Genomic DNA, 25,644 nt, shown 5'->3' with positions numbered 1-25,644 from the left:
GTTATACGGAGGTTTAGCATAACCGAAATTGTGGTTCGAGGCGTAAGGCCTTATGGCCGGTAAGGGTTGGATATGCCCATCCTGCCAAGAATCTCAACTTCCAGGGCTTCCATTTCTTCGGCGTCGGCCGCTACGATGTGGTCATAGCCCAGGGCATGAAGTACGCCGTGCACGGTCAGGTGCGCCGCGTGGCTGAGCAATTCCTTGCCTTGTTCGGCGGCCTCACGGTGCAGTACGGGCACGCACAGCACGATATCGCCGCTGGCGGTTCCGGAGGGATCGACGCCATACTCGAAGGTGAGGACATTCGTGGCATAGTCGCGGTCGCGGTAATCGCGATTCAGTGTCCGGCCTTCATCCAGATCCACCAGGCGCAAGGTGAGAACCGACGATGTGAAGGATTGCGGCGAGCCGCCCGTGCTGCGGGACGCATTCCTGTCATCAAGGTCATGCGCCACGCCATTGACGGCTTGCCGGACCCAGCGCCGCAGCCGCCAGCGCGGCAGCTCAGGGGCCTGCGTACCATATTGGATGGCAAGCGACAGCTGCGGGTCAGGCGACATCGTTGCCGGCCTTTTCGTAGGCATCTACGATACGCGCGACCAGGGGGTGCCGAACGACGTCGCGGCTGGTAAAGCGCGTAGTGGCAATGCCTTGAACCGATTCCAGTACTTCGACGGCATTGGCCAACCCGCTGAGTTGACCGCGCGGCAGGTCGACTTGCGACGGATCGCCATTGATGACCGCCTTGCTGCCGAATCCGATGCGCGTGAGGAACATTTTCATTTGTTCGGGCGTCGTGTTCTGGGCTTCATCGAGGATGACGAAGGCATGGTTCAGCGTACGACCACGCATATAGGCCAATGGGGCAATTTCTATCGTTTGCTTTTCGAACAGCCGTTGCACACGCTCGTAACCCATAAGATCGTACAAGGCGTCATACAAGGGGCGCAAATATGGGTCGACTTTTTGTACCAGGTCGCCTGGCAAAAAACCCAATCGTTCACCGGCCTCCACGGCCGGCCGGGTAAGCACCAGGCGCTGTACCGTCTCGCGCTCGAGGGCGTCAATGGCGCAGGCGACGGCGAGCCAGGTCTTGCCGGTGCCGGCTGGACCTATGCCGAACGTGATGTCGTGCTGCAGGATCTGATTCAGGTATTCACGTTGGCGGGGCGTTCGCGGACGCAGGTCCGATTTGCGCGTGCGCAGGCTCAGGCTGCGGTCCTCGGGCGAGGCGGGCTCCGGCACGGCTGCTGGCGCTGCAACGGCCTCGGCGGTGCCCTGGGGAAGCCCGGCACCGAGTTCGACCATGCCCAGCTGGATATCGTCGATCGACAATGCTTTGTGAACGGCGCGCTGGTGGAACCATTCGAGTGCCTTGCCCGCCGCCTTGGCCTGGTCGCCCGTTATCGAGACGCGGTCGCCGCGACGGTTCAGTACGACATTCCAGCCATCGGCAATCTGGCGCAAGTTTTCGTCCAGGGGCCCGCACAAATTGGCCAGATGCGTGTTGTCGCCATCCAGCCAGACGGTTACCGGCCCCTTGCTGCGTGCGGCTCGAGTCATGCTTGTCCTTGCTCCTGCGGAGCCGTCGTGATGATTTCTCCCTTGAGGGTGTTGGCCATGGTTTGCACGATACGCACGTCCACCATTTGCCCGATAAGGCGAGGCTGTCCGACGAAATTGACAATGCGGTTGTTTTCGGTGCGCCCGGATAGTTCATTGGGGTCGCGTTTGGATGGCTTCTCGACCAGTATGCGTTGGACCGAGCCCACCATGGAAGCACTGATTTGCGCAGCCTGTTCATTGATCAGGGCCTGCAAGCGGTACAGCCGCTCAAGCTTGGTTTCCTTGGAGGTGTCGTCATGCAGATCGGCTGCGGGAGTGCCTGGTCGACGTGAATAGACGAAAGAAAAAGACTGGTCGAATCCAACATCACGGATCAGCGACATGGTCTTCTCGAAGTCGGCCTCGGTTTCACCAGGAAAGCCGACGATAAAGTCAGAGGATAGCGTCAAGCCCGGTCGCGCGGCGCGCAGTCGACGAACGATGGATTTGAATTCCAGGGTGGTATAGCCGCGTTTCATGGCCGACAAAATCTGGTCGCTTCCCGCTTGCACGGGCAGATGCAGGAACGGAACCAGCTTGGGCAGGTTGCCATGTGCTTCGATCAGCCGTGTCGTCATTTCCTTGGGATGCGACGTCGTATAGCGTATGCGCTCGATACCCGGAATCTCGTGTACATACTCGAGCAGCATCGCGAAGTCGGCAATGCTTGCCCCTTCGTTCATGGGGCCGCGGTACGCATTCACATTCTGGCCCAGCAAGGTCACTTCTTTTACACCTTGGTCGGCGAGGTCGGCGACTTCGACCAATACATCATCGAATGGCCGGGAGACCTCGGCGCCGCGGGTGTAGGGCACGACACAAAAACTGCAATACTTGCTGCAGCCTTCCATGATGGACACAAACGCCGTCGGGCCGTCTACGCGCGCCGGTGGCATGGCATCGAATTTTTCGATCTCCGGAAAGCTGATATCGACCTGCGAACGGCCCGATACACGACGCTTGGCAATAAGTTCTGGAAGGCGGTGCAGTGTTTGCGGGCCGAACACGATGTCCACATACGGCGCCCGCTTGACGATGGCCTCGCCTTCCTGGCTGGCCACGCATCCGCCTACGCCAATGACCAGATTGGGATTCAGCTGTTTCAGGTGCTGCACCCGCCCGAGGTCGGAGAAGACCTTTTCTTGCGCTTTCTCGCGCACCGAACAGGTGTTGAACAGGATAATGTCCGCTTCTTCGACATTTTGGGTGATCTCCACGCTCTGGTCTTCATGCAACACGTCCACCATTTTGTCCGAATCATATTCGTTCATCTGGCAGCCGAAGGTACGGATGAAGAGCTTACGGGTTGCGGTTGGCGCAACGGCAACGTCTTCGGAAGCTTCAGGTTCCGTGGGAATCAGGAACTGGCCGGAGACGAAGGTAGGCTCGGTAGGGGTCAGGAACTGCGTCGAGGCAGCTGGAGTTTTTGCCGTTACGGAAGTAACGCGCTTGATGGTGGTTTCTTGCATGATAGTGCCGTGACGGGTGTAGATCCCGGGGGCTGAAATTTAAACCCTAGATTGTACCTTTACTGGACGTTTTGGCTTTGATTTTGCAATCTGCTGGTTTTTGGGACGGCACCAGGGATTCGAGCGTTCTTTCGGCCATCGCTGCCGATTGAAGCCACCTGCTCTTCGTCCGCACTGCTCATGCTATTGACGCCGCCGGGGTGGCGCTGCGGTGGCCAGGACGCGTGGCCCGATTCGGCGCCCTGCGCGCCGAACCAGCGTCGCCTCGCTTGTCCGCCCATACGGGCTCCCTTCGCGTCCGGCTCGCTGGAGGGCCCCGAACGTCCCAGCCACCGCAGCGCCACCCCAACGGCTGCATCAGATATGCACCGCTGATGTCTGGGACGGGAACCGTCCTTGGCCTTCTTGCGAATAACCTCTCCGGCCTGAAACACCTATTGCGCCCGCTGAGATGGCCCGCCTGCCGGGCCACTTCAGCATTGGAGCAAGTATTGCCACGGGTACTTGAAGAGCAATGGTGGAATCGAGACTGTGTGAAATGTCCGGACCTGAACCGCTTGCGCTGGCCCTGGCCTGCACTGACCTGCACCGGACTGGACTGGATCGGATCGGACGACACTCGTCTAATGGTGAGACCCCCGACCGTCCCGGCGATCTCATGCATTCCTGTTAGCAGTGGGGCAGGGTGTGGGGCAACGCTTTTGGCGACTTTCGGGGCCGAGCGGGCCGGACGCGAAGGGAGTCCCGAAGGGGACGGACGAGCGAGGCGAGCGGTGTTCGGCGCGCAGGCGCCGAACCGGCAACGAGGAGCAAAAAGCGTTGGCCCACACCCTGACACACGTCAAAAGAAAGGACATCGCTTCAAAAGAACGACCGCAGTTCAAAAGAACGGGCCTAGCATCAAAAAAACGAACCGAAATTCAAAAGAAAAACCCGCAGTTCTAAAGACCCTCAAGCCCAAACGAAAACTGCCGATAAATCGAAAATCGACCCATCGGCAGCATAACCCCGTTGGCCGAAGGCCAACACCAACCTAACCTAACTCAGCGCTCGGGTCGTCCTTCTTGGGCGCCTTGACCATGTCTTCGCGCGTCACGCCCAGCCACATCGCGATTGCTGCCGCAACGAACACCGAGGAATAAATGCCGAACCAGATACCGATGGTCAGTGCCAGCGCGAAATAGTGCAGCGATGGTCCGCCGAAGAACAGCATGGCCAGCACCATCATTTGCGTAGAACCGTGAGTAATCACCGTGCGGGAAATCGTCTGCGTAATCGCACTGTTGATGACTTCAGTCACCGACGCCTTACGCTGCTTGCGGAAATTTTCCCGGATCCGATCCATGATCACCACCGACTCGTTCACCGAGTAGCCCAGGACCGCAAGCACGCCCGCCAACACGGGCAGTGAGAACTCCCACTGGAAGAACGCGAAGAAGCCGAGAATGATCACCACGTCGTGCAAGTTGGCCAATACGCCCGCTACGGCAAATTTCCATTCGAATCGGAACCCCAGGTAAAGCATGATCCCGATGACCACGCTTAGCAGTGCCATCAGGCCATTGTGCACCAGTTCCTGTCCCACTTGAGGACCGACGAACTCAACGCGGCGCAGCTCCACATCGGGATGCTGCGCTTTGAGTGCACCGAATACTGTCTCGCTTTGGCTGCTTGAGGTTTCACCGGCGCGCAGGGGTAGCCGGATCAGGACATCTTGCGACGTGCCGAAATTCTGCACCTGGAAATCGGTATATCCCAGCGAATTGACAGCGCTGCGGATTTCTTCCACTTGCGCTGTTTGCGCGTAGTGGGCTTCCATGACGGTGCCGCCGGTGAACTCGATCGACAAATGAAAGCCGCGGGTGGCAATGAAAAAGACGGCGGCGACAAACGTGAGAAGACTGATCAGGTTAAGCACCAGCGCGTGGCGCATAAACGGAATGGTGCGGTGGATGCGGAAAAATTCCATGTTCTTTTCTTGCCTGAGTGGGTAGATGGGCGGCGCTCAAGGCGCCGCGTTTGGGCTTAATCCTGCTTGGGCTTCCATATCTGGCCAATGGAGACCGATTGCAGTTTGCGCTTGCGCCCGTACCAGAGGTTGACCAAGGCGCGTACGCCCACGATGGAAGAGAACATTGAGGTAAGAATGCCGATGCAATGCACGACCGCAAAGCCGCGCACCGGACCCGTGCCGAACGCCAGGAGCGAAAGTCCGACGATCAGCGTGGTCAGGTTCGAGTCCAGGATGGTGCCCCAGGCACGCTCGAAGCCCAGTTGTATCGCCTGTTGTGGCGGGTGGCCCGCTCTTAGCTCTTCACGTATTCGTTCGTTGATCAGTACGTTGGAGTCAATGGCCATGCCCAGGGTCAGCGCGATAGCAGCGATTCCGGGCAGGGTCAGGGTGGCTTGCAACATGGACAGGACGGCCAAGAGCAGCAGCACGTTGAAGGCCAGGCCCAAGGTAGAAAACACGCCGAAAAGACGGTAGTAGACGATGATGAATACGGCGATGGCGATAAAGCCATAAAGCGTGGAGTAGAAGCCCTTGGCAATGTTGTCGGCGCCCAGGCTTGGGCCTATGGTGCGTTCTTCGATGATTTCCATGGGTGCAGCCAGTGCGCCAGCGCGCAACAGCAGCGATGTGTCCGCGGCTTCCTGGGCGCTCATGCTGCCGGTGATCTGCACTTGGCCACCCGGAATTTCGCTGCGGATGACCGGCGCGGTAACGACTTGTCCTTTGCCTTGTTCGAAGAGGACAATGGCCATGCGCTTGTTGATATTGTTGCGCGTTACGTCACGGAAGATCCGTGAGCCTTTGGCGTCCAGCGTGAGGTTGACCGACGGCTGTTGGGTCTGCTGGTCGCGTCCTGGCTGGGCGTCTTGCAGGTTTTCGCCGGTCAGTATGACTTGGCGGCGCAACAACAAGGGACGACCATCGCGGTCGGTATAGCGTTCGAGTCCGAAGGGTACTGTTCCGGAATTCAGCGCAGCCATTGCGGTGGGCGAGTCATCGACCATGCGGATTTCCAGCGTTGCTGTACGGCCCAGGATTTCCTTGGCCTTGGCAACGTCCTGTACGCCGGGCAATTGCACGACGATCCGGTCTACCCCTTGTTGCTGGATGATGGGCTCGGCAACGCCCAGTTCGTTGATACGGTTATGCAGCGTGGTGATGTTCTGCTTCAGGGCATTGGTTTGCACTTGCGTGACGGCAGCATCGGTCAACTTGCCGGTCAGGAGAAATTTGCCCCCGCTTTCGCCACTGTTGGTAAAGACCATGTCCGGCATCGCGCGACGCAGTTCGCTTGCCGCGGCGCTACGTGCCTCCGCGCTTTCGAAGGTCGACACAATGGATTGTTCGCTGCGGTCGATGCCGCTGACCGGTGTTTTCGCTTCGCGCAGGGTGCTGCGCGCATCGTTTGCGATGGAGTCGTAACGGCCGGTGAGCGCGCCTTGCATATCGACTTGCAGCAGAAAGTGAACGCCGCCGCGCAGATCCAGGCCCAGATACATGGGATTAGCGCCCAATGCCGACAGCCAATTGGGTGAAGCCGGCAGCAGGTTCAGTGCCACCGTGTAGTCGGGGTTGGCGGGGTCGGGGTTGAGCGTTTTCTCAATCAGGTCTTTGGCCTTGAGCTGAACATCAGTCGATGCAAAGCGGGCACGAACCGTACCTACGGGACCGTTCTGTTCGAAATAGGCGCTGGTCGGCGTGATTTCGCCGGATTTCAGTATGTCTTCAACCCGCTCCAGCACACTTGTGTCGATCTTGACAGTTGACTTTGCACCGGCCACCTGCACCGCGGGGGATTCCCCGAAAAAATTGGGTAGCGTATACAGAATGCCGATTACCAGGGCGACTGCTACGGTGAGGTATTTCCAGAGAGGATAACGGTTCATCGTCGGTCAACAACTAAAGCGGGAATAAAGCCCCGGACGATGGTCCGGGGTACGCAGATTGAATCAAAGCGCCTTGATAGTGCCTTTGGGCAGGATCGAGGTTACCGCTGTACGTTGCAGGACGGTTTCGACAGGCTTGTCGGCCAGAGTGCTGATTTCGATGGTGACATAGCTGTCGCTTACTTTGGTGACCTTGCCCAGCAGACCGCCTGTGGTGATGACTTCGTCGCCCTTTGTCAGCGCCGCGACCATGTTGCGGTGTTCTTTCTGACGCTTCATCTGAGGACGAATCATCAGGAAATAAAGAATGACGAACATTAGGATGATGGGCAGCATGCCCATCAGGGCGTTTTCTCCACCGCCAGCTGCAGCCTGGGCGGTTATGAGGTTCAAAGTGTCAATTACGGACATCGGGTGCTCCTGAGGTGTTTGGGTAACTTTGCATTGTAGCGATATCTCGCCTATTCGATACCATGCGCCCGGTCACGGGCGAATTGCTCGCGCCACGACTGGAACGTGCCTGCCGAAATGGCATCGCGCATCTCTTGCATGATGGTCAGATAAAAGTGCAGATTATGCAGCGTATTCAGGCGCGAGCCGGTAATTTCGTTAGCGCGCTGCAGATGATGCAGGTAAGAGCGTGAAAAATGCCGGCAGGTGTGGCAGGAGCAGGACGGGTCCAGCGGACGGGTATCGTCACGGTAGCGGGCATTGCGCATCTTGATGTCGCCGAAGCGCGTGAACAGCCATCCGTTGCGGGCATTGCGGGTTGGCATGACGCAATCGAACATGTCCACGCCGCGGCTGACGCCTTCCACCAGGTCTTCGGGCGTGCCTACGCCCATCAGGTAGCGCGGCGCATCGGCAGGCAGCCGGGGCGCCACGTGTGCCAGCACCCGCATCATGTCTTCCTTGGGTTCGCCCACCGATAACCCGCCTATCGCGTAGCCTTCAAAGCCGATGTCGACCAGGCCGGCCAACGATTCGTCGCGCAGGTCTTCGTACATGCCGCCTTGCACGATTCCGAATAGAGCGTTGGGATTTTCCTGCCCGTGAAAAGCCACGCGCGAGCGCTTGGCCCAGCGCAGGGACATGCGCATGGAGGTTGCGGCCTCTGCGCTGGTGGCGGGGCGCCCGTCTATGGTGTATGGCGTGCACTCATCGAAGACCATTGCAATGTCCGAGTTCAGCGCGTGCTGGATGCGCATGGACTCTTCAGGGGTAAGGAATAGTCGCGCTCCATCGATGGGTGACGCGAACTTGACGCCTTCCTCGGTAATCTTGCGCATGCCGTGCAGGCTGAATACCTGGAAGCCGCCCGAGTCGGTCAGGATGGGCTTGTCCCACTGCATGAAGCCGTGCAGGCCGCCGTGCTTTTCCATGACATCCGTGCCCGGACGCAGCCAGAGATGGAAGGTGTTGCCCAGCACGATCTGGGCACCGATTTCCTCCAGCTCGTGGGGCAGCATCGCCTTGACGCTGCCGTAGGTGCCCACCGGCATGAATATCGGGGTCTGCACCACGCCATGGTTTAGTGTAATTTGGCCGCGGCGCGCCGCACCGTCATTGGCCAGCAGCTTGAACTGTAAACCGGTCATTGCTTTAAGGGGTTTCTATGAACATGGCGTCGCCGTAACTGAAGAAGCGATACCGGGATTGAACAGCGTGCGCATAGGCTCGCTGAATGGGTTCCATGCCCGCAAGTGCCGACACCAGCATGAGCAGCGTCGATTGGGGCAGGTGGAAATTGGTAAGCAGGGCGTCCACCCACAAAAAGCGGTAGCCCGGTGTAATAAAGAGTCGCGTGTCCCCTTCCAGCGGACTGGCCGGCGCGGTATCGGTGGCATGCAGGGCGGCGGACTCCAGGGCCCGCACGCTGGTTGTGCCGACGGCCACGATGCGGCCTCCCGCGGCACGGGTCGCCTTTATAAGGGCGACGGTTTCAGGCGGAACGCTATAGCGTTCCGCGTGCATGATGTGGTCGTCCAGATTTTTAGTGCGAACAGGCTGGAAGGTGCCTGCCCCGACATGCAGTGTGACAAATGCCTGGGTGATGCCCTGGGCGGTAAGTTGAGCCAGCATGGCTTCGTCGAAGTGCAGGCCTGCCGTGGGCGCTGCAACGGCGCCGGGTTCGCGGGCGTATACCGTCTGATAGCGTTCGTCGTCTTCCTGAAGAGCGGCATGCTCTATATAGGGCGGTAGCGGAGTAGCGCCATGCCGATCCAGCAAATCCAGTACACGATCCGGGAACTCAACCTCGAACAGCTCGCCTTCACGGCCCAGAACGATGGCGGTAAACGCATCGGCCAGGATCAGCTTGCTGGCGGGTTTCGGCGACTTGCTCGCCCTGATGTGGACGAGGGCCGTGGTTTCTCCGGTAATGCGCTCGACCAGCACCTCGACTTTTCCGCCGCTTGCCTTCTGTCCAAGCAAGCGGGCCTTGATGACCCGCGTGTTATTGAACACGAGCAGGTCATTGGGTCGCAGCAGGCTCGGCAGGTCTACGAAGTGCCGATCGTGCAATGCGCTGTTCTGGTCCAGGTGCAGCAGTCGGCTTTCGACCCGCCTGGATGCGGGGAATTGGGCAATAAGTTCCTGTGGCAGTTCGTAGTCGAACTGGGAGAGGTCAAGGCTAAGATTCACGCGTGAGGTCTTTGAGTGGGGTGTGCGGAACGACACCCAAATTGGGATTCTTGCGGTATTTTAAGCTGTTGCGCCAGATTTATGCCTGGACGCCATGTCGAGGACGGCTTCTTTGGTTATGCTGATGCTTTTTCCGGGAACGAAGCATCATGTCCATGTTGGCGTCGCGGCAGTGGCTAGGCTGCCTGAAAATCGGCCGATCGCGAAACGCAAGGGCGGTGATCGGGATTGCCGCCAGCCTGTTCGTTGCGCAGGCACTGGCCCAAAGCAGTTTGCCCCCCGAGCTCGAGAAATCCTGGCGCGCCACGCGGCTGCCCGACAGCTCGATCTCGTTGGTCGTACAAGAGATCAACGGGCCGCGCCTGATGTCCTTGAATGCATCGGAACCCCGCAACCCCGCCTCCGTAATGAAAATGGTGACGACGTGGGCGGCACTGTCGGGCCTGGGTCCGGACTATACCTGGCGTACTACGTTCCACGCAAAAGGCGGCGGCCAGGTCGATGCGCAGGGCAGCCTGATCGGACCGCTGTACCTGAAGGCGGGCGGCGATCCCTTGCTCACTGTCGAGGAACTTTGGGGGCTGTTGCGTGAGCTGCGGCTGCGCGGCATAAAAAACCTCGGCCAGGTCGTCATTGATCGATCCCGATTCGGTCGGGTAGCGATTGATCCGGGCGAGTTCGACGCCGCGCCCGATCGGCCGTACAACGCAAGCCCCGACGCCATGATGGTGGGACTGGGTGCCGTACGGCTTTTGTTCCAGCCCGACCGGCAAGCGCGCAAATGGGTGCCTATTATCGATCCCCCCCTGCAGGGGATACGCATCAATGGCGATATCAAATGGAGCAACGTAGCCTGCCCGGGATCGCCGTCAATCGCGACCCAGGTGGTGCCGGCTGGCGGAAATATGGTGGTGAATGTCAGCGGAACCGCGGCGGGTTCCTGCGGGGAGTTCAGCGTCTACCGCCTGGCGTTGTCGCAGCCGGAGTATTTTGCCGGCTTGTTTCAAATGCTGTGGAAAGAACTTGGCGGAACCTTGGCCAAGGGCATTGTCGACGGCAGGGTGCCGGGAGGCACCGAGCCTGTCGTATGGCATGAATCGGAAAGCCTGGCCGACACCATTCGACGTATTAATAAGCAAAGCAATAACGTCATGGCGCGGACACTGCTGCTCACCCTGGGCGCCGAGCGCATGGGCGAGGGCGCCACGCCCGCGACGGGCGCCGCCGCGGCGCTGGCCGTCTTGAAAGAGCAGAGTGTGGATACCCGCGGGTGGGTGCTCGACAATGGAGCAGGACTCTCACGCGAGGGGCGCGTGACGGCCGAGGGGATGGCCGGCATGCTCGATGCGGCCTGGCGCTCCCCGCTCATGCCCGAGTTTATTTCTTCTCTGGCCATATCCGGCGTGGATGGCACCGTGCGCCGCCGCCTGCGCAATGACGAAGTCAAAGGCATGGCACACCTGAAGACGGGCACCTTGCGCAATGTGCGCGCCCTGGCCGGCTATGTCCTGGGAGCCAGCGGCAAACGGTATATCCTGGTCAGCATTGTCAATGACGAGCGTTCTACCGCCGTGCGCGCCTTCGACGATGCCCTGGTCAGTTGGCTGGCCGCGCAATAGCACCTTACCGACACCCATTTTTTTGCAGGAAGCTCCATGCCCATACATGAAATCCGTCATCCCCTGATCCGCCACAAGCTAGGTCTGATGCGCCGCGCCGACCTGAGCACCAAGAATTTCCGCGAAATGTCGCAAGAGATTGCCGCCTTGCTGACGTACGAAGCGTCCAAGGATTTGCCTCTTGAACCAGCCAGTATCGAAGGATGGTGCGGCACCGTCGGCGTTGAAAAGCTGGCAGGCAAGAAAGTCACTGTGGTCCCCATTTTGCGTGCCGGAATAGGCATGCTCGATGGCGTACTCAGCCTGATCCCCGGCGCCAAGGTCAGCGCGGTGGGCATCGCACGCAACGAGGAAACGTTGCAGGCGCAAGCCTATCTGGAACGGCTGGTAGGTCAGCTGGACCAGCGCCTGGCTCTTATCGTGGATCCTATGCTGGCCACTGGCGGATCGATGGTGGCCACCATCGATCTCCTCAAGAAGGCGGGTTGCGTCAATGTCCGCGCATTGGTGCTTGTCGCCGCGCCCGAGGGAATTCGTGCGGTCGAGCAGCATCACCCCGATGTGCATATTTATACGGCATCCATCGACAGCCATCTGGACGAGAACGGATACATCATTCCAGGGCTTGGCGATGCGGGCGACCGGATTTTTGGTACGCGCCAAAAAGACGCCTGACGCCGCAGAAGCGTTGATGACGAGCATCTCCTCATTTTTGCTTACCAACCTTTGTGTTTTGTTGAAGACCGCTATGGCAAATACGGTAGTATGGTGTTCAGTCAATCACGACAGGCGATGTCCATGCGTTTTTTACGGTATTCAAGCTTTGCGGCGCTGCTGATGGCCATGGCCCCGTTCGGGGCCCGCGCCGGGCTTTGCGAAGCCCCTTTCATGCACGACGGGGGACAGGTGCAGCTTAGCGGTTCGGGAGGCATGCAGTTGGGCGCCGACCTGGCCTTCTCCGAGGTACGCAAGCAGGGTAGCAATGCCTGCGAGGCACGTGTACAAGGCACGGCTACTTACGGGCTGGCGGGACTGCCGCCCGGCAAATCCTCGCTCGATTACTGGATGACCATCAACAACGGCAAGGCGGCTTTTGAGCGCCAGGATGCGCAAGGCAAACGCGAACCCGTGAACGGGAAATTCGATCTTCGAATGTTGGGTCTGTTTTCTTATGGCGAGCCGATTTCCAAGGCCGGACAAACCTTTCCCGCCATGCGTTTTCAAATCAATGTCGACCAAAAAGCCGTGCAGGCAAAGCCGATCGTGGTCAATACCGGAGTCAAGACGGTGGGAGACCGTCAGACCATACAAACCGCGTCCGGGCATCAATCTTGCTGGCCTATCCGTTACACGCGGGTGACTGACCCCACCCAGGCCTCTTTCAGTGGACTGGTAATTCCCATACCGGGTATGACGTCCGCGGTAACTGACTGGTTCTGCCCCGATTTGGACATGGTCATGAAGCAGGAAAGCCAGCAGGGCGGGGTGGCGTCTGTGGTGGAAGTCACCAAACTCCGCTAGTATGTAGAACGACTGTTTGATTGCCGTTTAGTTTTATTCATCCACTCTCGATTAGGAGCCTTACCATGGCGACAAAGCAAGATCTATCCAACAAAGAAGAGCAATTCATCGACAACGTAAAGCAAAGCCTTGACGATGCCGAGAAGCTCCTGAGGGAAGCTGCTTCAGCAACGGGCGACAAGGCAACCGAAATGCGTGAAAGTGCCATGCAGTCGTTGCGCCGTACGCGCGAAGCCCTGTACGACACCCAGGACGTCCTGGTGGAACGCGGTCGTCGCGCCGCCCGGGTCACCGACGACTATGTGCACGATAATCCATGGCAGGCGATAGGTATGGCCGGATTGGCTGGCGTGTTGATTGGCGCCCTGATCTGCCGCCGCTAATTCAATAAGAAAGGGCTCATTATGGCGCTCCGACAATCCGTTGGCGAACTGGCATGTACTTTATTGTCAATAGTACGTACACGTCTTGAACTGTTTTCGTTGGAAGCCGCAGGGCAGAAGGCGCATCTCATAGCTGTTCTTGGCATGGCGTTTGGAGCGCTGCTCTTTCTGACCCTGGCGGTTCTCGTCTTTTCAATTGCCGTGGCCCTGTATTTCTGGCCTACCGAGCAGCGCTATGTGGCGTTGGGACTGCTTGCCTTGTTCTACGGGCTGCTGGGTGTGGGGCTGTTCCTGGCTGTGCGCAGCAAGCTGCTTTTTGCACCCATGCCTTTCGCAGCCACCGTCGATGAACTTCGCCGCGACCTCAGCCTGCTCGAGCGTCTTCGCGAACCATCGACATCGGTACGATCTCCCGATGCCCCGGTGCGCAAGGATTTTTCATGAAAAAGTCGATGTCGCCCGCCGACAGGGCCATGCAAATTGAATTGGTGCGGGCTCGGGCTGCGCTCGAGCGCCAGAGCCTGGGACGTAATGTCAGTGAACTGACCCACTCATTTACGCCTTCGGCGCTCATGAGCAGCTTCTTCCCGCGGCTTTCGTCAAGAAAGCCCTCCGATTGGCTTTTCAAGGCATTGTCGCTGGGTCGGCAGTATCCCTTGCTTGCGTCGGTCGCTTCCACCGTGTTTTCCCGTGTCGGCAAACGGCGCCGCTTATGGCGCATCGGGGCAGGGCTGTTGCTCTCCTGGCAAGTCGCCCGCGCGATGAAAAAGTAGCGAGGCTCGCTTTGCGGCGAGCCGCTATCCTACAAGCCCAGTTCCTGCCACATTGCATCGACGCGTGCCTTGACGCTGGCGTCCATCTGTATGGGGGTGCCCCATTCGCGTTGGGTTTCACCTGGCCATTTATTGGTGGCGTCCATGCCCATTTTTCCGCCCAGTCCTGATACCGGCGAGGCAAAGTCGAGGTAATCGATGGGCGTGTTTTCAACCAGAAGGGTGTCGCGTACCGGGTCCATGCGGGTGGTCATGGCCCAGATCACTTCTTTCCAGTCCCGGGTGTCGATGTCGTGATCGACGACGACGATGAATTTCGTATACATGAACTGGCGTAGAACGCTCCAGATCCCGAACATGACGCGTTTGGCGTGGCCGGCGTATTGCTTGCGTATGGACACCACTGCAAGGCGATAGCTGCATCCTTCCGGAGGAAGGTAGAAGTCGACGATTTCCGGGAAGGTGCGCTTCAATATGGGAATGAAAACTTCATTCAGGGCCACGCCGAGTATTGCCGGTTCGTCCGGAGGCTTGCCGGTGTAGGTGCTGTGATAGATGGGGTTGCGGCGCATGGTGATGCGATCGACGGTAAAGACCGGGAACCAGTCTTTTTCGTTGTAATACCCGGTATGGTCGCCATACGGGCCTTCAAGCGCCATTTCATAATCGCCGGTCGGCGGGCCCGCATTGCCGGCTTCCAGCACCGGTTTGACCGCACGGGGGTCCGTCGACGGCAGTATATGGCCTTCCAGCACGATCTCCGCATAGGCGGGCACGGACAAATTGCTTCCGATCGCCTTCGTGACCTCGGTACGGGATCCGCGCAGCAGGCCGGCGAACTGGTATTCCGACAGGCTGTCGGGGACGGGAGTCACCGCCCCGAGTATGGTGGCCGGGTCGGCTCCCAGTGCCACGGCAATTGGAAACGGGGTGCCGGGATTGCTAAGTGCGTGATCCCGGAAATCCAGAGCACCGCCGCGATGTGACAACCAGCGCATGATCAGCTTGTTGCGGCCTATGAGCTGCTGGCGGTAGATCCCCAGGTTCTGGCGCTTGGCATTCGGGCCGCGAGTGACGACCAGGCCCCACGTCAACAATGGCGCGACATCGCCAGGCCAGCAGCGTTGCAGTGGAATCTGGCTCAGGTCAACGTCATCGCCTTCAATGACGATATCCTGGCAGGCCGCGCCTTTTACCGATTTGGGACTCATGTCCCATAACGCGGCTTTCAGCATCGAAACCTTGGCGAAGGCGTCGCGCAGGCCTCGCGGCGCTTCGGGCTCCCGCAGCGAGGCCAGCAACTCCCCGGTCTGGCGGAGAGCTCCGATGTCTTCTTCCCCCATGCCCCAGGCTACCCGCTTGGTCGTGCCAAACAGGTTGGTCAATACCGGTATGGAGGCCGGGGAGCCGTTGTGCATGGGGCGCTCGAAAAGCAAGGCCGGGCCTCCTGCCCGCAGTACACGATCGCTGATCTCGGTCATTTCAAGATCCGTTGAAACGGGAGCCGTCAGGCGCTTGAGTTCGCCCGCGCTTTCGAGTTGCGCGATAAAGTCTCTTAGGTCACGATATTTCACAGGGTTTGCCGATCCGGTTACATTAGTATGCGGAGCTAAGGTTAACATCCACTCTGGTAAATTTATTGAAAGGGGCGCAATGGCCGTCATTGGTTCCGGTAATCTGGTAAGTCGATCGGCCCGCGGGGCCCTGTACCAGTTCGGCGAACTCGCGCATGTCTGTGCCGTTTATCTGGGCATTGCAGCGCTGGTGACCTTGGCGTTGACCGTGACGGTGCCCTCGATGCGCGAGCAGGCGCGCCAGATTCATGCCGCTCTGGTGCTAGTATTGCGGCCCGACGGCATCAAAGGCGATGCCTTCGCTACGCTCGACGCTGCACGCGACCCGTTTTTCTTTGATTCTGAAGGCTTGCTTACGGATAACGACGCATCGGGGCGCCCGACCGAGCAGGCCCAGGGCAACCCCACGAATTTCAGCAAGGCCTTGAGTGCTTCCATGGCGGGACAGGCCATTACCGGCGTCACATCGGCCCAGGCGCAGGCTTTGCGCAGCTACATCGCCCGGAAGTACAAAATCGCCCACAGTGTCGCGGGCGCATTGATCAATACGGCATTCATGGTGGGCCGGGAAAGCGGCCTTGACCCTCAATTGTTGCTGGCAGTCATCGCGATTGAGTCGCGCTACAACCCATACGCCGAGAGTCATGTCGGCGCGCAAGGCTTGATGCAGGTGATGACCAAAGTCCACAAAGAAAAATTCGACGCCTTCAACGAAGGCACGATCGCGGCACTCAATCCCATTGCCAATATCCGGGTCGGTGCACAGATACTGCGCGACTGTATCAAGCGGCGCGGTTCAGTGACGACAGGGCTTGCGTGCTACGTCGGCGCTACAGGTCCCAGTGATGGGGGCTACGGCGCCAAGGTGCTGGCCGAGAGGCGCCGCATCGCCCTGGCCTCCGGCATACCTGTAGGGCGTTAGACCGGGCTACCTGCCCAGGAAGTGTTCCATGCGTTGCACGGCTTCCTGCAGGCGGTCGAGCCCGGTGGCATACGAGAACCGCAAGCTGTATGACGAGTGAGCCGGGCCAAAATCGCGTCCGGGTACGGCCGCAACACCGGCCTCGTGCAACAGGCGCTGCGAAAACTCATCGCTGTTCTGGCTGTGCTGGCGAATGTCGGTATAAATATAGAAGGCGCCATCGGGCTTGACAGGGACATGCAGGCCCAGCCGTTCTAATTCGGGCAAGAGATAGTCGCGACGCTGCTTGAACGAGAGACGTCGGTTGTCATAGATGCGCATGACTTCAGGCTCGAAGCATGTAATTGCCGCGTGCTGGGCCAGTGACGGTGCGCAGATGGCCAGGCTGGCGGCCAGCCTTTCGATGGTCGGCACGATGTGGGGCGGGGCGATCAGCCAGCCTAGGCGCCAGCCTGTCATGTGAAAATACTTGGAAAAACTGTTGATGATGACAATATTGTCGTCGAGCGTAAGGGCGCTTTGTGGAACGCCATCGTAATACAGGCCCAGGTATATTTCGTCCATGATGATGAAGCCGCCGCGTTCCTTGACTTCGGCGATCAGGGCTTTCAGGTCCTCGGTCGCGATCGTGGTTCCGGTAGGATTGCTGGGTGACGCAATGAGGACGCCTCGCGTAGCCGGGCCCCAGTGTTCCCGGATTGCCGCCGCATCCAGCTGGAACCGTTGCTCTGGCGAACATGGAATCAGGCGTGGGACGCCGCCGGCGCCGGTGATGAAGTTCTGGTTGGCCGGATACGACGGATCGGGCATCAGGATTTCATCGCCAGGATTGATCAGGGCCATTGCCGCCAGAAGCAGCGCGCCCGAGGCGCCTGCCGTTACGATGATGCGCTCCGCATCGACCTCGGCCCCAAAATGCTGCTTGTAATAATCGGCAATGGCGGCTCGCAGCGGCGCTATGCCGGCTGGCGATGTGTAGCCGCTGAGCCCCGCCTGCGAGGCACGGTTCAGGGTTTCAACGACTTGGGGCGGGGCCGTGAAATCCGGTTCTCCTATACCCAGGCTGATGATGTCATGGCCTTGCGCGTTCAGTGCGGTGGCCTGTTTGAATAGTTCCACAGCGTAGAATGGCATCACTTGTTCGGTGCGCTTGGCAAGGCGGGGCATAAGGCGGATCTCTGGCAAATAGCAGGATTGTAGCGCTCGCATCACGGCCCGATCATTTTCATGGTTGTTCAAAGGAATAAAAAAATGGAGTCTCGTTCCCGGCGCGCCTTTCTAACGGGCCGACGTGTTTCCCAGGATCCATGGGTGGCGTTTTGTCGACGGCTGCGCGACGCGGTGGCCGGCACTGTTTTCGAATTTTCCCGGCACGAGGGCATGGGCAGCGCACGCCTGGTGCCCAAGCATGGCAGCGACGTTCACCATGCCCGATCCTTGTGTGCGGAGTATGGCGTGGTGTTGGCGCTGGATGGTGTCCAGCAATCGGCAAAACTCGACGAGCGGTCGGTACTTTGGGTGGAGCCCGGCCGTGACATGGCCGGCTGCCAAAGGCTGGAGCCCGGCAGCACAAAATGGTTCGTGCAGCCTGGATGCCTGTTGGGTGAGCTCGATGCCGCGGGCCTTAGCCAGTTCGCCGACTTGCCTTGCCATATCACGCTGGCGGCCTGGATTGCCGATCGTAATTTATGTGATTGGGATACAGGCCAGACCAGCCGGTCGGGCGTGGAACATGCAAGCGTGCTGCTGGCCGACGGCAGCAGCGTTGGCCTGGGCCCTTTCGGTGAACGAAACCAGAAGCCCCTGTCGGGCTTGAGGCTGCAACAGCTGGTCTCCAATCTGTTTCAGCTTTCCGGCCATGCCGACGCCCAGGCCTGCCGCCAGGCGGCGCGCTGGCCCGGCCGCTACCGTCTTGATGCGCTTTTGCCCGCGGCCGGCCATTCCGTCAATTTGGCGCACTTGATGCTTGGCCACGGAGGAGACCTGGGCTGGGTGGAGTGGGTGGTGCTGGATGAACAGTTGGCGCGTCCGCAAATCGAAGCCCCATACGCCCAGCGCTATTCGTCGAGGAGGCGCGAGCAGCAAGATATCGACCGATGCGCCAGCGACCTGGATGCCCGGATCAAGGCCTATTTCGACCCTAGCGATCTTTACCCATATCCCGGCCAGGACCTGTAGGTCAACGCAGTAGCGTTATTTTATTTTTCAGACCATGTCGCAAACGTAACCTTAGGGCTAGAATGGCTGTCTGTTTCACTCTAGACTATCGAAAGCATCATGGAAGAAAATTTTCGCAAAGCGGCTCTGGAATACCATGAGCACGGGCGTCCCGGCAAAATATCGGTAACGCCAACCAAGCAGTTATCGAACCAGCGCGACCTCGCCTTGGCATATTCGCCCGGAGTGGCAGCCGCCTGCGAAGAAATCGTCTCCGATCCCAGCAATGCTTTCCGCTATACAGCGCGGGGCAACCTCGTTGGCGTCATCACCAACGGAACCGCCGTGCTTGGCCTGGGCAATATCGGCGCCTTGGCATCAAAGCCGGTCATGGAAGGCAAGGCCGTGCTGTTCAAGAAGTTCGCCGGCATCGACGTGTTCGACATCGAGATCAACGAAACTGATCCGGACAAGCTCGTCGACATCATTGCAGGGCTGGAGCCCACTTTCGGTGGTATCAATCTTGAAGACATCAAGGCACCGGAGTGTTTCATTGTCGAACGCAAATTGCGCGAGCGAATGAATATTCCCGTCTTTCACGATGACCAGCACGGTACCGCCATCTGTGTTTCCGCGGCGTTCATTAATGGTCTGGAAGTGGTCGGCAAAGACATCACGCAGATCAAGGTCGTGGTTTCCGGCGCTGGCGCGGCAGCGCTTGCCTGTCTCGACCTGCTGGTTGACCTCGGCCTGCCTCTCGAAAACATCTGGGTTTCCGACATAGAAGGGGTGGTGTACAGGGGCCGCACGACACTTATGGACCCCGATAAAGAACGCTTTGCGCAGGAAACGGCGGCTCGCAAGCTGGCCGATATCATCGATGGTGCCGATGTATTCCTGGGCTTGTCCGCCGGCGGCGTACTGAAGCCTGAAATGGTCGCCAGGATGGCTGCCAAGCCGCTGATCCTGGCGCTGGCCAACCCCAATCCCGAAATTCTTCCCGAAGATGCGCATGCAGTGCGCGATGACGTGGTCATGGCAACCGGTCGATCCGATTACCCCAACCAGGTCAACAACGTCTTGTGTTTTCCGTATATTTTCCGCGGTGCACTCGATGTCGGCGCCACGACCATCACCCGCGGCATGGAAAAGGCAGCCGTCATTGCCATTTGCAAGCTGGCGCAGGAAGAGCAGAACGACGTGGTGGCTGCCGCCTATGGCACGTATGGTGTTGCCTTCGGCCCCGAGTACTTCATTCCCAAGCCTTTCGATCCCCGGCTGATCGTACGTATCGCGGTTGCGGTGGCGGCAGCGGCAATCGAAGATGGCGTCGCCACGCGTCCCATTGCCGACCTCGAAGGCTATGCCGAGCAGCTGCAGCAGTTTGTCTATCGTTCCGGTTCGTTCATGAAGCCGCTGTTCTCGAACGCCAAGAAGCTGGTGCGCGACGGCGGCAAGTCGCGCATAGTTTTCACCGAAGGCGAAGACGAGCGTGTATTGCGCGCGGTGCAGATCATCGTCGACGAAAAAATTGCCAAGCCCATACTCGTGGGTCGGCCTTCGGTGCTGGCCGACCGTATCAAGAAATTCGGCCTGCGCCTGCGCCTGGGCCACGATGTCGAAGTCACCAATCCCGACTACGACGAGCGCTTCCACCGCTACTGGACGACGTATTGGGAGCTTATGTGCCGCCGTGGCATCAGCAAGGAAATGGCGCGCGTGGAAATGCGCCGCCGCCTGACGCTCATTGGTGTCATGATGGTTCACCTGGGCGACGCAGACGGCATGGTGTGCGGCACGGTAGGGGCGTATGCCGATCACCTGCGGTTCATCGATGAAGTCATCGGCAAGGCGCCCGGGGCCAAAACCTACGCGGCCATGAATATTGTGCTGCTGGCCGAGCACACGCTGGCCATGGCGGACACCCACGTCAACGATAATCCCGATGCGGAACAGCTTGCCGAGATCACGATCGCGGCAGCGGCCGAAATGCGCCGCCTGAACATCGAGCCCAAGGTTGCGCTGCTTTCGCGTTCAAATTTTGGAACCAGCAGTTCCTCATCCGGTTCCAAAATGCAGGCTGCATTGGCTCTGGTACGCGAACGCGAGCCCGGCCTTGAAATCGATGGCGAAATGCATGGTGATTGTGCGCTCGACGAAGCACTGCGCAAGCGCATCATGCCCTTGACGACGCTGCAAGGCGAAGCCAATCTGCTCATCTTCCCCAATGTCGATTCCGGCAATATCGCCTACAACCTGCTCAAGACGGCCGCCGGAGGCAATGTGGCGGTTGGCCCCTTCCTGCTGGGCGCCAATGCACCGGTTCATATCTTGACGTCCAGTTCCACGGTGCGTCGTATTGTGAATATGGCGGCGCTTACGGTGGTCGATGCAAACACCGCAAGAACCGCCTAAACCCTTTCGAGGGGGCGGTGCGCCCGTCGGGTTGATCCTGACGGGCGGCGGAGCTCGGGCGGCCTATCAGGTTGGGGTGCTGTCGGGGATCATGGACATACTCGATCCCGATCGCTCCCCCGACTTCGGCAATCCGTTCGCGATTATTTGCGGCTCTTCTGCCGGCGCCATCAATGCCGCTGCCATGGCGTGCTTTGCCGACGAACCCCATGCCGGCATGGAACGGCTGCGCAAGCTATGGAGCGGTCTGCGTACCGGCATGGTGTACCGCGCCGATGCGCCGGGGCTGCTGCGTACAGGCGTCATGTGGTTTACGGTTCTGGCCCTGGGTTGGCTTTTCCCAGGCCTGCGCAATCGCCAGCCGCAGTCCTTGCTTGATAACCAGCCACTGGATGAGTTATTGTCGGCGACGCTGGATTTCGACCGGCTCAAGAGGAATCTTTCAAACGAGTGCCTGGATGCGCTCGCCATCACCGCCACCGCCTACACGACTGGCGAGCATCTGACGTTCTATCAGTCGAACAACACCATAAAGCCCTGGCAGCGCTCATTGCGCCGCGCCCTGCCGGGCACAATAGGGGTGGATCATCTGCTGGCATCCAGCTCCATACCCTTTATTTTTCCGGCCCGCGCCATGCTTGTTCGGGGGCAGACTGCGTGGTGCGGCGATGGTTCCATGCGGCAATTGGCGCCCATGAGTCCCGCTATTCACCTTGGTGCCGAGAAGATCTTCGTAATCGGCACGGGCTACAAGGACGAGGTCCATCCCGAAAAGCAAACAGTCGACACTAAATATCCTACACTGGCGCAAATTGGCGGACACGCCTTGTCCAATATTTTCCTGGACAGTATTTCGATGGATGTCGAGCGTATGGAAAGAATCAATGGCTTGCTTGCGCAGTTGCCGCCGAATGCATTAAAAAGCCAATCGTTGCGCCGGGTCAGCACTTTTTCGATTACACCCAGCCGCTCGCTCGACCAGCTCGCGCTGGCGCATCTGGACCATATGCCGCGTGCCGCACGCGCCCTTTTCCGCGTTATCGGTGTATCGTCTAAATCCCGAAAGGCCGCCGACGGCGCATTAATCTCGTATTTGTTGTTCGAGGCCAGCTATACCCAGGCGCTCATCCAGTTGGGACGAGCCGATAGCATGAGCCGTGTTGAAGAAGTAAAAGCGTTTTTCAAGGAGGCGCCAGAATGAACCCAGCGCAATCATTGCAAAAGAAATTGCAAAAAGGCGGGCTGATCGACGTTTCCGCCGTCTCCAGTGATGAAGTTATCGCTGCGGCCAGCGAGCTGAGCATGACGGCTTACGTGGTCAACTGCGACCGCGCAAGAAGTCGTTCAGCAGTATTGCGCGCAGTCGTCAAGGCCGTGGATTTTCCCGAATACTTCGGTGGCAATCTTGATGCGCTGTACGACTGCCTTTGTGACACGGTACTCGACCAGAAGGTTGGCCTTTTCCTGTGGTTCCACAATCTTCACTCGGGCGATCCCGCGCTTGCCGATGACTCGAAGGCAATACAAGGTGTCTGCGCCGATGTCGCCGATTTCGCGTCAAATAACGACCGGCGCTTCGCCTATTTCATCGAGCATGCCGGCAAGCACAAAGACCCTGAGCCCGGAATTCCGCCCGAGCCGTATTCGGGTTCGCGCGTACCCGAATAAGCAGGCGCTGAGGGCGGACCCGATCAGTCCCAGCCGCGCAGGGCGCTGATCGCAGCTATCAGCGCCAGGCCTGCGGTCTCAGTGCGCAGCACGCGCTTGCCGAAGCTGACGGCGGTCAGGCCATGGCGCTCCACCAGGGTCTGCTCGTCGCCGGACCAGCCGCCTTCGGGACCCACCAGCAGCGTCACGCGGTCCTGCATCGACGACATTGCCTGGGCCAGCGTATGCGGGCTTGCAGGGTGGCAGAACAGTATGTCGTCGGCATCGTCGCGACGCCCTGCCAGATAGTCGCGCAATGTGGCGGGTTCCGCTATTTCCATGATGCGATTGCGCCCGCATTGTTCACTGGCCGACTGGGCAATCCGCCTCCAATGCTGCATGCGCTTGTGCAATCGTTCGCCCGACAGTTGCAGTACGCTGCGCTGGGCGGTAATTGGCACCAGGCGCCGGGCGCCCAGCTCCACCGCCTTTTCAATAATCCAGTCCATTTTGTCGCCGGCGGGTATGCCTTGCACCAGCGTGATGTCTCCATCGAGCTCGGCTTCGATCGGTTCGTGTTCGCCCAAGGATGCGAAGCCGTTTTTTCCTTCAATGTGCAGCGTGGCCGGGTACTGGCCGCCCAGCCCGTTGAACAGGACGATGTCCGAGTCGGGTTTCAAGCGCAGCACCCTAATGGCATGATGGGCCAGCTCAGGCGCGAGCTTTACGGTCGTGTTGGACGCCAGTGCGGCAGCACAGAAAAATCGGGGAATAGCCATAAGACGAATACCGGGCTGTAATGAAGACTGGAATGATACTGTCCGATTGCAAGTCCGCGCCATTGCGCCCTCGCGCAGGGTTCCAGCAGTATATTTCCCCGGTGTTAAAATCGACCGCTTCGTAAACCTTATCGATGGCGCCAGGCCTTTTCCGTGGTTTGTCGTCTCTAGCGAGTTTTGAATGAGCCATACGCCAGCCCAAGATTCTTCCATGGCAAATGCTATCCGTGCATTGTCGATGGATGCGGTTCAACAAGCCAATTCAGGCCATCCCGGAGCCCCCATGGGGATGGCCGATATTGCCGAAGCCTTGTGGACCCGCCACTTGCGGCACAATCCCTCTGATCCGGCCTGGGCCGACCGCGACCGTTTCGTGTTGTCGAACGGGCATGGTTCCATGCTTCTTTATTCGCTGTTGCACCTTAGCGGCTACGACCTGCCCATTGAAGAGATCGGGAATTTCAGGCAATTGCATTCGCGGACACCGGGACACCCGGAAGTCGGCATTACTGCGGGCATAGAAACCACCACCGGCCCGCTGGGGCAGGGCCTTGCAAACGCGGTGGGCATGGCGCTGGCCGAGGCACTGCTGGCGCAGGAATTCAACCGCGAGCATCATGCGATTGTCGATCACTATACCTACGCCTTCGTGGGCGACGGCTGCCTCATGGAAGGCATCTCGCACGAAGCATGCTCGCTGGCCGGGACGCTCAAGCTGTCCAAGCTCATTGTGTTCTACGACGACAACGGCATTTCCATTGACGGTCCCGTGGAGAACTGGTTTGGCGACGATACGGCCAAGCGTTTCGAAAGCTACGGCTGGAACGTCGTGCGCGGTGTCGACGGTCACAGCACCAGCGCGGTCGATGCGGCTATCGTCCAGGCCAAGCAGCTTGCAACGGAAGGCAGCGGTCCCACGCTTATTTGCTGCCGTACGGTCATCGGCAAGGGCGCGCCCCATGCTGCCGGTACGGAAAAAGTGCATGGTGCGCCGCTGGGCGCCGAGGAAATCCACGCCACTCGCGAGGCACTGAACTGGCCCTACGAGCCGTTTCATGTGCCGGCCGAAATTTATGCACTATGGGATGGCAAGGAAAAAGGACAGCAGCTGCAGTCGGAATGGCAAACCCGGTTCGACGCCTACGCGAAGGAATTTCCGACCGAAGCCGCCGAGCTCCAGCGTCGCCTTGCCAGCGACTTGCCGGCCGACTTTGCCGAGCGCTCGCAGCAATTCATCGAAGCCACGAATCAAAAGGCCGAAACGGTCGCCAGCCGCAAGGCTTCGCAGTTTGCGATTGCCGCGTTTGCCGAGCTTCTGCCCGAGTTCCTGGGCGGCTCGGCCGACCTGACCGGATCCAATTTCACCGACTGGAAGGGCGTGTCTCCCGTGCGCGCCGGGCAGCTTCATCTGCGTTTTGGCCGTCATATCAACTACGGCGTGCGCGAATTCGGAATGGCCGCGGTCATGAATGGCATCGCCCTGCATGGCGGATACCTGCCGTTCGGCGGCACCTTCCTTACGTTTTCCGACTATTCCCGCAATGCCTTGCGCATGGCCGCGCTGATGAAGCAGCGCGTGGTGCATGTCTTTACGCACGACTCCATCGGCCTGGGCGAAGACGGCCCCACTCACCAATCCGTGGAACATGCCGCCAGTCTGCGCCTGATTCCCAACCTGCACGTATGGCGTCCCTGCGATACGACTGAAACCGCTGTCGCCTGGGCAAGTGCCATCCAGCGGCCGGCCAGCGTGGGCATGACCGTCCGCGATGGCGGCCCTAGTGCCTTACTGCTGTCGCGCCAGAATCTTCCCTTTGTGCCTCGCGACGCCGCGGCCATCGCAGGCATCAGCCGCGGTGGCTACGTCTTGCGTGATGCCGATAACGCTCAGGCCATCATCATCGCCACCGGCTCGGAAGTCGAGCTTGCGCTGGGTGCGCAAGAGCAGCTTGCCGCCAAGGGCGTTGCTGTGCGGGTGGTGTCCATGCCGTGTACCAACGTCTTCGATGCGCAGGACGCACAATGGCGTGAATCCGTTTTGCCGGCCGGCCTGCCGCGCGTGGCCGTCGAGGCTGGCGTCACATCCGGCTGGTACAAGTACGTGGGCCTGGACGGCGCGGTCGTCGGCATCGATACCTACGGCGAATCGGCTCCTGCCGGCGTGTTGTTCAAATTCTTTGGATTGACCGTCGAGCGGGTTGCCGCAGCCGTTGAGCAAGTTTTATAAAACAGGA

General features: G+C 59.4%; 23 protein-coding genes. 12 read left to right on the top strand and 11 right to left on the bottom strand.

The features are described 5' to 3' along the window. Nucleotides 1–50: 50 nt before the first annotated feature. The 8 genes from ybeY to queA all read right to left on the bottom strand — a co-directional run bounded on the left by ybeY (nt 51) and on the right by queA (nt 9,620). Nucleotides 51–563: an rRNA maturation RNase YbeY gene (ybeY, locus tag CR159_RS17920; RefSeq protein ID WP_102075332.1), complete on the bottom strand. Its 513-nt coding sequence runs from the start codon at nt 561–563 to the stop codon at nt 51–53. Continuing rightward, on the bottom strand, nt 553–1,566 hold the full coding sequence (locus CR159_RS17915; RefSeq protein ID WP_102075331.1) for a PhoH family protein: 1,014 nt from the start codon (nt 1,564–1,566) through the stop codon (nt 553–555). Before CR159_RS17915 ends, ybeY begins: the two co-directional genes overlap by 11 nt. Then, entirely contained in the window at nt 1,563–3,077 is a 1,515-nt protein-coding gene (gene miaB / locus CR159_RS17910) for a tRNA (N6-isopentenyl adenosine(37)-C2)-methylthiotransferase MiaB (RefSeq protein ID WP_233208388.1), read from the bottom strand. Before miaB ends, CR159_RS17915 begins: the two co-directional genes overlap by 4 nt. Before the next feature lie 1,033 nt (nt 3,078–4,110). Continuing rightward, nucleotides 4,111–5,046 carry a protein translocase subunit SecF gene (gene secF / locus CR159_RS17900; protein WP_102075329.1) on the bottom strand — a complete coding sequence of 312 codons (936 nt, stop codon included), beginning with the start codon at nt 5,044–5,046 and terminating at the stop codon, nt 4,111–4,113. 56 nt (nt 5,047–5,102) lie between these two features. After that, entirely contained in the window at nt 5,103–6,977 is a 1,875-nt protein-coding gene (gene secD / locus CR159_RS17895) for a protein translocase subunit SecD (RefSeq protein ID WP_102075328.1), read from the bottom strand. Between the two features lie 63 nt (nt 6,978–7,040). Next, nucleotides 7,041–7,388 carry a preprotein translocase subunit YajC gene (yajC, locus tag CR159_RS17890; protein ID WP_102075327.1) on the bottom strand — a complete coding sequence of 116 codons (348 nt, stop codon included), beginning with the start codon at nt 7,386–7,388 and terminating at the stop codon, nt 7,041–7,043. Between the two features lie 50 nt (nt 7,389–7,438). Continuing rightward, the gene (tgt, locus tag CR159_RS17885) at nt 7,439–8,575 is read right to left on the bottom strand and encodes a tRNA guanosine(34) transglycosylase Tgt (protein WP_102075326.1); all 1,137 of its coding nucleotides are present in this window, start codon (nt 8,573–8,575) and stop codon (nt 7,439–7,441) included. 4 nt (nt 8,576–8,579) lie between these two features. Continuing rightward, nucleotides 8,580–9,620, bottom strand: a complete 1,041-nt coding sequence (gene queA / locus CR159_RS17880; protein WP_102075325.1) for a tRNA preQ1(34) S-adenosylmethionine ribosyltransferase-isomerase QueA — start codon at nt 9,618–9,620, stop codon at nt 8,580–8,582. Between the two features lie 155 nt (nt 9,621–9,775). Between queA and dacB the strand changes: the two genes are divergently transcribed. The 6 genes from dacB (at nt 9,776) to CR159_RS17850 (ending at nt 13,916) form a co-directional block, all read left to right on the top strand. Then, entirely contained in the window at nt 9,776–11,239 is a 1,464-nt protein-coding gene (dacB, locus tag CR159_RS17875; protein ID WP_233208391.1) for a D-alanyl-D-alanine carboxypeptidase/D-alanyl-D-alanine endopeptidase, read from the top strand. 36 nt (nt 11,240–11,275) lie between these two features. Beyond that, nucleotides 11,276–11,914 (top strand): uracil phosphoribosyltransferase, encoded by a 639-nt coding sequence (gene upp / locus CR159_RS17870; RefSeq protein WP_102075323.1) that lies wholly within the window; start codon nt 11,276–11,278, stop codon nt 11,912–11,914. A gap of 117 nt (nt 11,915–12,031) precedes the next feature. Next, nucleotides 12,032–12,760 (top strand): hypothetical protein, encoded by a 729-nt coding sequence (locus tag CR159_RS17865; protein WP_439650573.1) that lies wholly within the window; start codon nt 12,032–12,034, stop codon nt 12,758–12,760. A 65-nt stretch (nt 12,761–12,825) separates the two neighbouring features. Further along, complete coding sequence (locus tag CR159_RS17860; protein WP_102075322.1) at nt 12,826–13,143, top strand: ElaB/YgaM/YqjD family protein; 318 nt, start codon at nt 12,826–12,828, stop codon at nt 13,141–13,143. Between the two features lie 21 nt (nt 13,144–13,164). Then, nucleotides 13,165–13,587 carry a phage holin family protein gene (locus tag CR159_RS17855; RefSeq protein WP_102075321.1) on the top strand — a complete coding sequence of 141 codons (423 nt, stop codon included), beginning with the start codon at nt 13,165–13,167 and terminating at the stop codon, nt 13,585–13,587. Next, nucleotides 13,584–13,916, top strand: a complete 333-nt coding sequence (locus CR159_RS17850; RefSeq protein WP_102075320.1) for a hypothetical protein — start codon at nt 13,584–13,586, stop codon at nt 13,914–13,916. The genes CR159_RS17855 and CR159_RS17850 overlap by 4 nt, the downstream gene beginning before the upstream one ends. Before the next feature lie 29 nt (nt 13,917–13,945). On the opposite strand, the gene ubiD is transcribed toward CR159_RS17850, so the two are convergent. Then, nucleotides 13,946–15,490 (bottom strand): 4-hydroxy-3-polyprenylbenzoate decarboxylase, encoded by a 1,545-nt coding sequence (ubiD, locus tag CR159_RS17845; protein WP_102075319.1) that lies wholly within the window; start codon nt 15,488–15,490, stop codon nt 13,946–13,948. A 79-nt stretch (nt 15,491–15,569) separates the two neighbouring features. Between ubiD and CR159_RS17840 the strand changes: the two genes are divergently transcribed. Then, nucleotides 15,570–16,412, top strand: a complete 843-nt coding sequence (locus CR159_RS17840) for a lytic transglycosylase domain-containing protein (protein ID WP_102075318.1) — start codon at nt 15,570–15,572, stop codon at nt 16,410–16,412. Nucleotides 16,413–16,418: 6 nt separating this feature from the next. On the opposite strand, the gene CR159_RS17835 is transcribed toward CR159_RS17840, so the two are convergent. Continuing rightward, nucleotides 16,419–17,579: a pyridoxal phosphate-dependent aminotransferase gene (locus CR159_RS17835; protein WP_102075317.1), complete on the bottom strand. Its 1,161-nt coding sequence runs from the start codon at nt 17,577–17,579 to the stop codon at nt 16,419–16,421. An 84-nt stretch (nt 17,580–17,663) separates the two neighbouring features. Between CR159_RS17835 and CR159_RS17830 the strand changes: the two genes are divergently transcribed. The 4 genes from CR159_RS17830 to CR159_RS17815 all read left to right on the top strand — a co-directional run bounded on the left by CR159_RS17830 (nt 17,664) and on the right by CR159_RS17815 (nt 22,652). Continuing rightward, nucleotides 17,664–18,590, top strand: coding sequence for a hypothetical protein (locus tag CR159_RS17830; protein WP_102075316.1), 927 nt, complete (start codon nt 17,664–17,666; stop codon nt 18,588–18,590). 99 nt (nt 18,591–18,689) lie between these two features. After that, the gene (locus CR159_RS17825) at nt 18,690–20,984 is read left to right on the top strand and encodes an NADP-dependent malic enzyme (RefSeq protein ID WP_102075315.1); all 2,295 of its coding nucleotides are present in this window, start codon (nt 18,690–18,692) and stop codon (nt 20,982–20,984) included. Next, entirely contained in the window at nt 20,959–22,185 is a 1,227-nt protein-coding gene (locus CR159_RS17820) for a patatin-like phospholipase family protein (protein ID WP_102075314.1), read from the top strand. The genes CR159_RS17825 and CR159_RS17820 overlap by 26 nt, the downstream gene beginning before the upstream one ends. Then, nucleotides 22,182–22,652: a barstar family protein gene (locus CR159_RS17815; protein WP_102075313.1), complete on the top strand. Its 471-nt coding sequence runs from the start codon at nt 22,182–22,184 to the stop codon at nt 22,650–22,652. The genes CR159_RS17820 and CR159_RS17815 overlap by 4 nt, the downstream gene beginning before the upstream one ends. Before the next feature lie 23 nt (nt 22,653–22,675). Here CR159_RS17815 and CR159_RS17810 read toward each other — a convergent pair whose 3' ends face one another. After that, nucleotides 22,676–23,410, bottom strand: coding sequence for a 16S rRNA (uracil(1498)-N(3))-methyltransferase (locus CR159_RS17810; RefSeq protein ID WP_102075312.1), 735 nt, complete (start codon nt 23,408–23,410; stop codon nt 22,676–22,678). Nucleotides 23,411–23,621: 211 nt separating this feature from the next. On the opposite strand from CR159_RS17810, the gene tkt reads away from it, so the two are divergent. Next, on the top strand, nt 23,622–25,637 hold the full coding sequence (gene tkt, locus CR159_RS17805) for a transketolase (protein WP_199173361.1): 2,016 nt from the start codon (nt 23,622–23,624) through the stop codon (nt 25,635–25,637). Nucleotides 25,638–25,644: the final 7 nt, after the last annotated feature.

This window comes from Pollutimonas subterranea (assembly GCF_002849655.1).
Classification (GTDB): domain Bacteria; phylum Pseudomonadota; class Gammaproteobacteria; order Burkholderiales; family Burkholderiaceae_B; genus Pollutimonas; species Pollutimonas subterranea.
Note: the sequence above shows the minus strand (reverse complement) of the source record. Positions and strands in the feature narration are given on the sequence as shown.

Bases quoted from the DNA above. Each gene is read 5' to 3' on its own strand.
- ybeY (WP_102075332.1), bottom strand. From the start codon at position 563: ATGTCGCCTGACCCGCAGCTGTCGCTTGCCATCCAATATGGTACGCAG.
- CR159_RS17915 (WP_102075331.1), bottom strand. From the start codon at position 1,566: ATGACTCGAGCCGCACGCAGCAAGGGGCCGGTAACCGTCTGGCTGGAT.
- miaB (WP_233208388.1), bottom strand. From the start codon at position 3,077: ATGCAAGAAACCACCATCAAGCGCGTTACTTCCGTAACGGCAAAAACT.
- secF (WP_102075329.1), bottom strand. From the start codon at position 5,046: ATGGAATTTTTCCGCATCCACCGCACCATTCCGTTTATGCGCCACGCG.
- secD (WP_102075328.1), bottom strand. From the start codon at position 6,977: ATGAACCGTTATCCTCTCTGGAAATACCTCACCGTAGCAGTCGCCCTG.
- yajC (WP_102075327.1), bottom strand. From the start codon at position 7,388: ATGTCCGTAATTGACACTTTGAACCTCATAACCGCCCAGGCTGCAGCT.
- tgt (WP_102075326.1), bottom strand. From the start codon at position 8,575: ATGACCGGTTTACAGTTCAAGCTGCTGGCCAATGACGGTGCGGCGCGC.
- dacB (WP_233208391.1), top strand. From the start codon at position 9,776: ATGTTGGCGTCGCGGCAGTGGCTAGGCTGCCTGAAAATCGGCCGATCG.
- upp (WP_102075323.1), top strand. From the start codon at position 11,276: ATGCCCATACATGAAATCCGTCATCCCCTGATCCGCCACAAGCTAGGT.
- CR159_RS17865 (WP_439650573.1), top strand. From the start codon at position 12,032: ATGTCCATGCGTTTTTTACGGTATTCAAGCTTTGCGGCGCTGCTGATG.
- CR159_RS17860 (WP_102075322.1), top strand. From the start codon at position 12,826: ATGGCGACAAAGCAAGATCTATCCAACAAAGAAGAGCAATTCATCGAC.
- CR159_RS17855 (WP_102075321.1), top strand. From the start codon at position 13,165: ATGGCGCTCCGACAATCCGTTGGCGAACTGGCATGTACTTTATTGTCA.
- CR159_RS17850 (WP_102075320.1), top strand. From the start codon at position 13,584: ATGAAAAAGTCGATGTCGCCCGCCGACAGGGCCATGCAAATTGAATTG.
- CR159_RS17840 (WP_102075318.1), top strand. From the start codon at position 15,570: ATGGCCGTCATTGGTTCCGGTAATCTGGTAAGTCGATCGGCCCGCGGG.
- CR159_RS17835 (WP_102075317.1), bottom strand. From the start codon at position 17,579: ATGCCCCGCCTTGCCAAGCGCACCGAACAAGTGATGCCATTCTACGCT.
- CR159_RS17830 (WP_102075316.1), top strand. From the start codon at position 17,664: ATGGAGTCTCGTTCCCGGCGCGCCTTTCTAACGGGCCGACGTGTTTCC.
- CR159_RS17825 (WP_102075315.1), top strand. From the start codon at position 18,690: ATGGAAGAAAATTTTCGCAAAGCGGCTCTGGAATACCATGAGCACGGG.
- CR159_RS17820 (WP_102075314.1), top strand. From the start codon at position 20,959: ATGCAAACACCGCAAGAACCGCCTAAACCCTTTCGAGGGGGCGGTGCG.
- CR159_RS17815 (WP_102075313.1), top strand. From the start codon at position 22,182: ATGAACCCAGCGCAATCATTGCAAAAGAAATTGCAAAAAGGCGGGCTG.
- CR159_RS17810 (WP_102075312.1), bottom strand. From the start codon at position 23,410: ATGGCTATTCCCCGATTTTTCTGTGCTGCCGCACTGGCGTCCAACACG.
- tkt (WP_199173361.1), top strand. From the start codon at position 23,622: ATGGCAAATGCTATCCGTGCATTGTCGATGGATGCGGTTCAACAAGCC.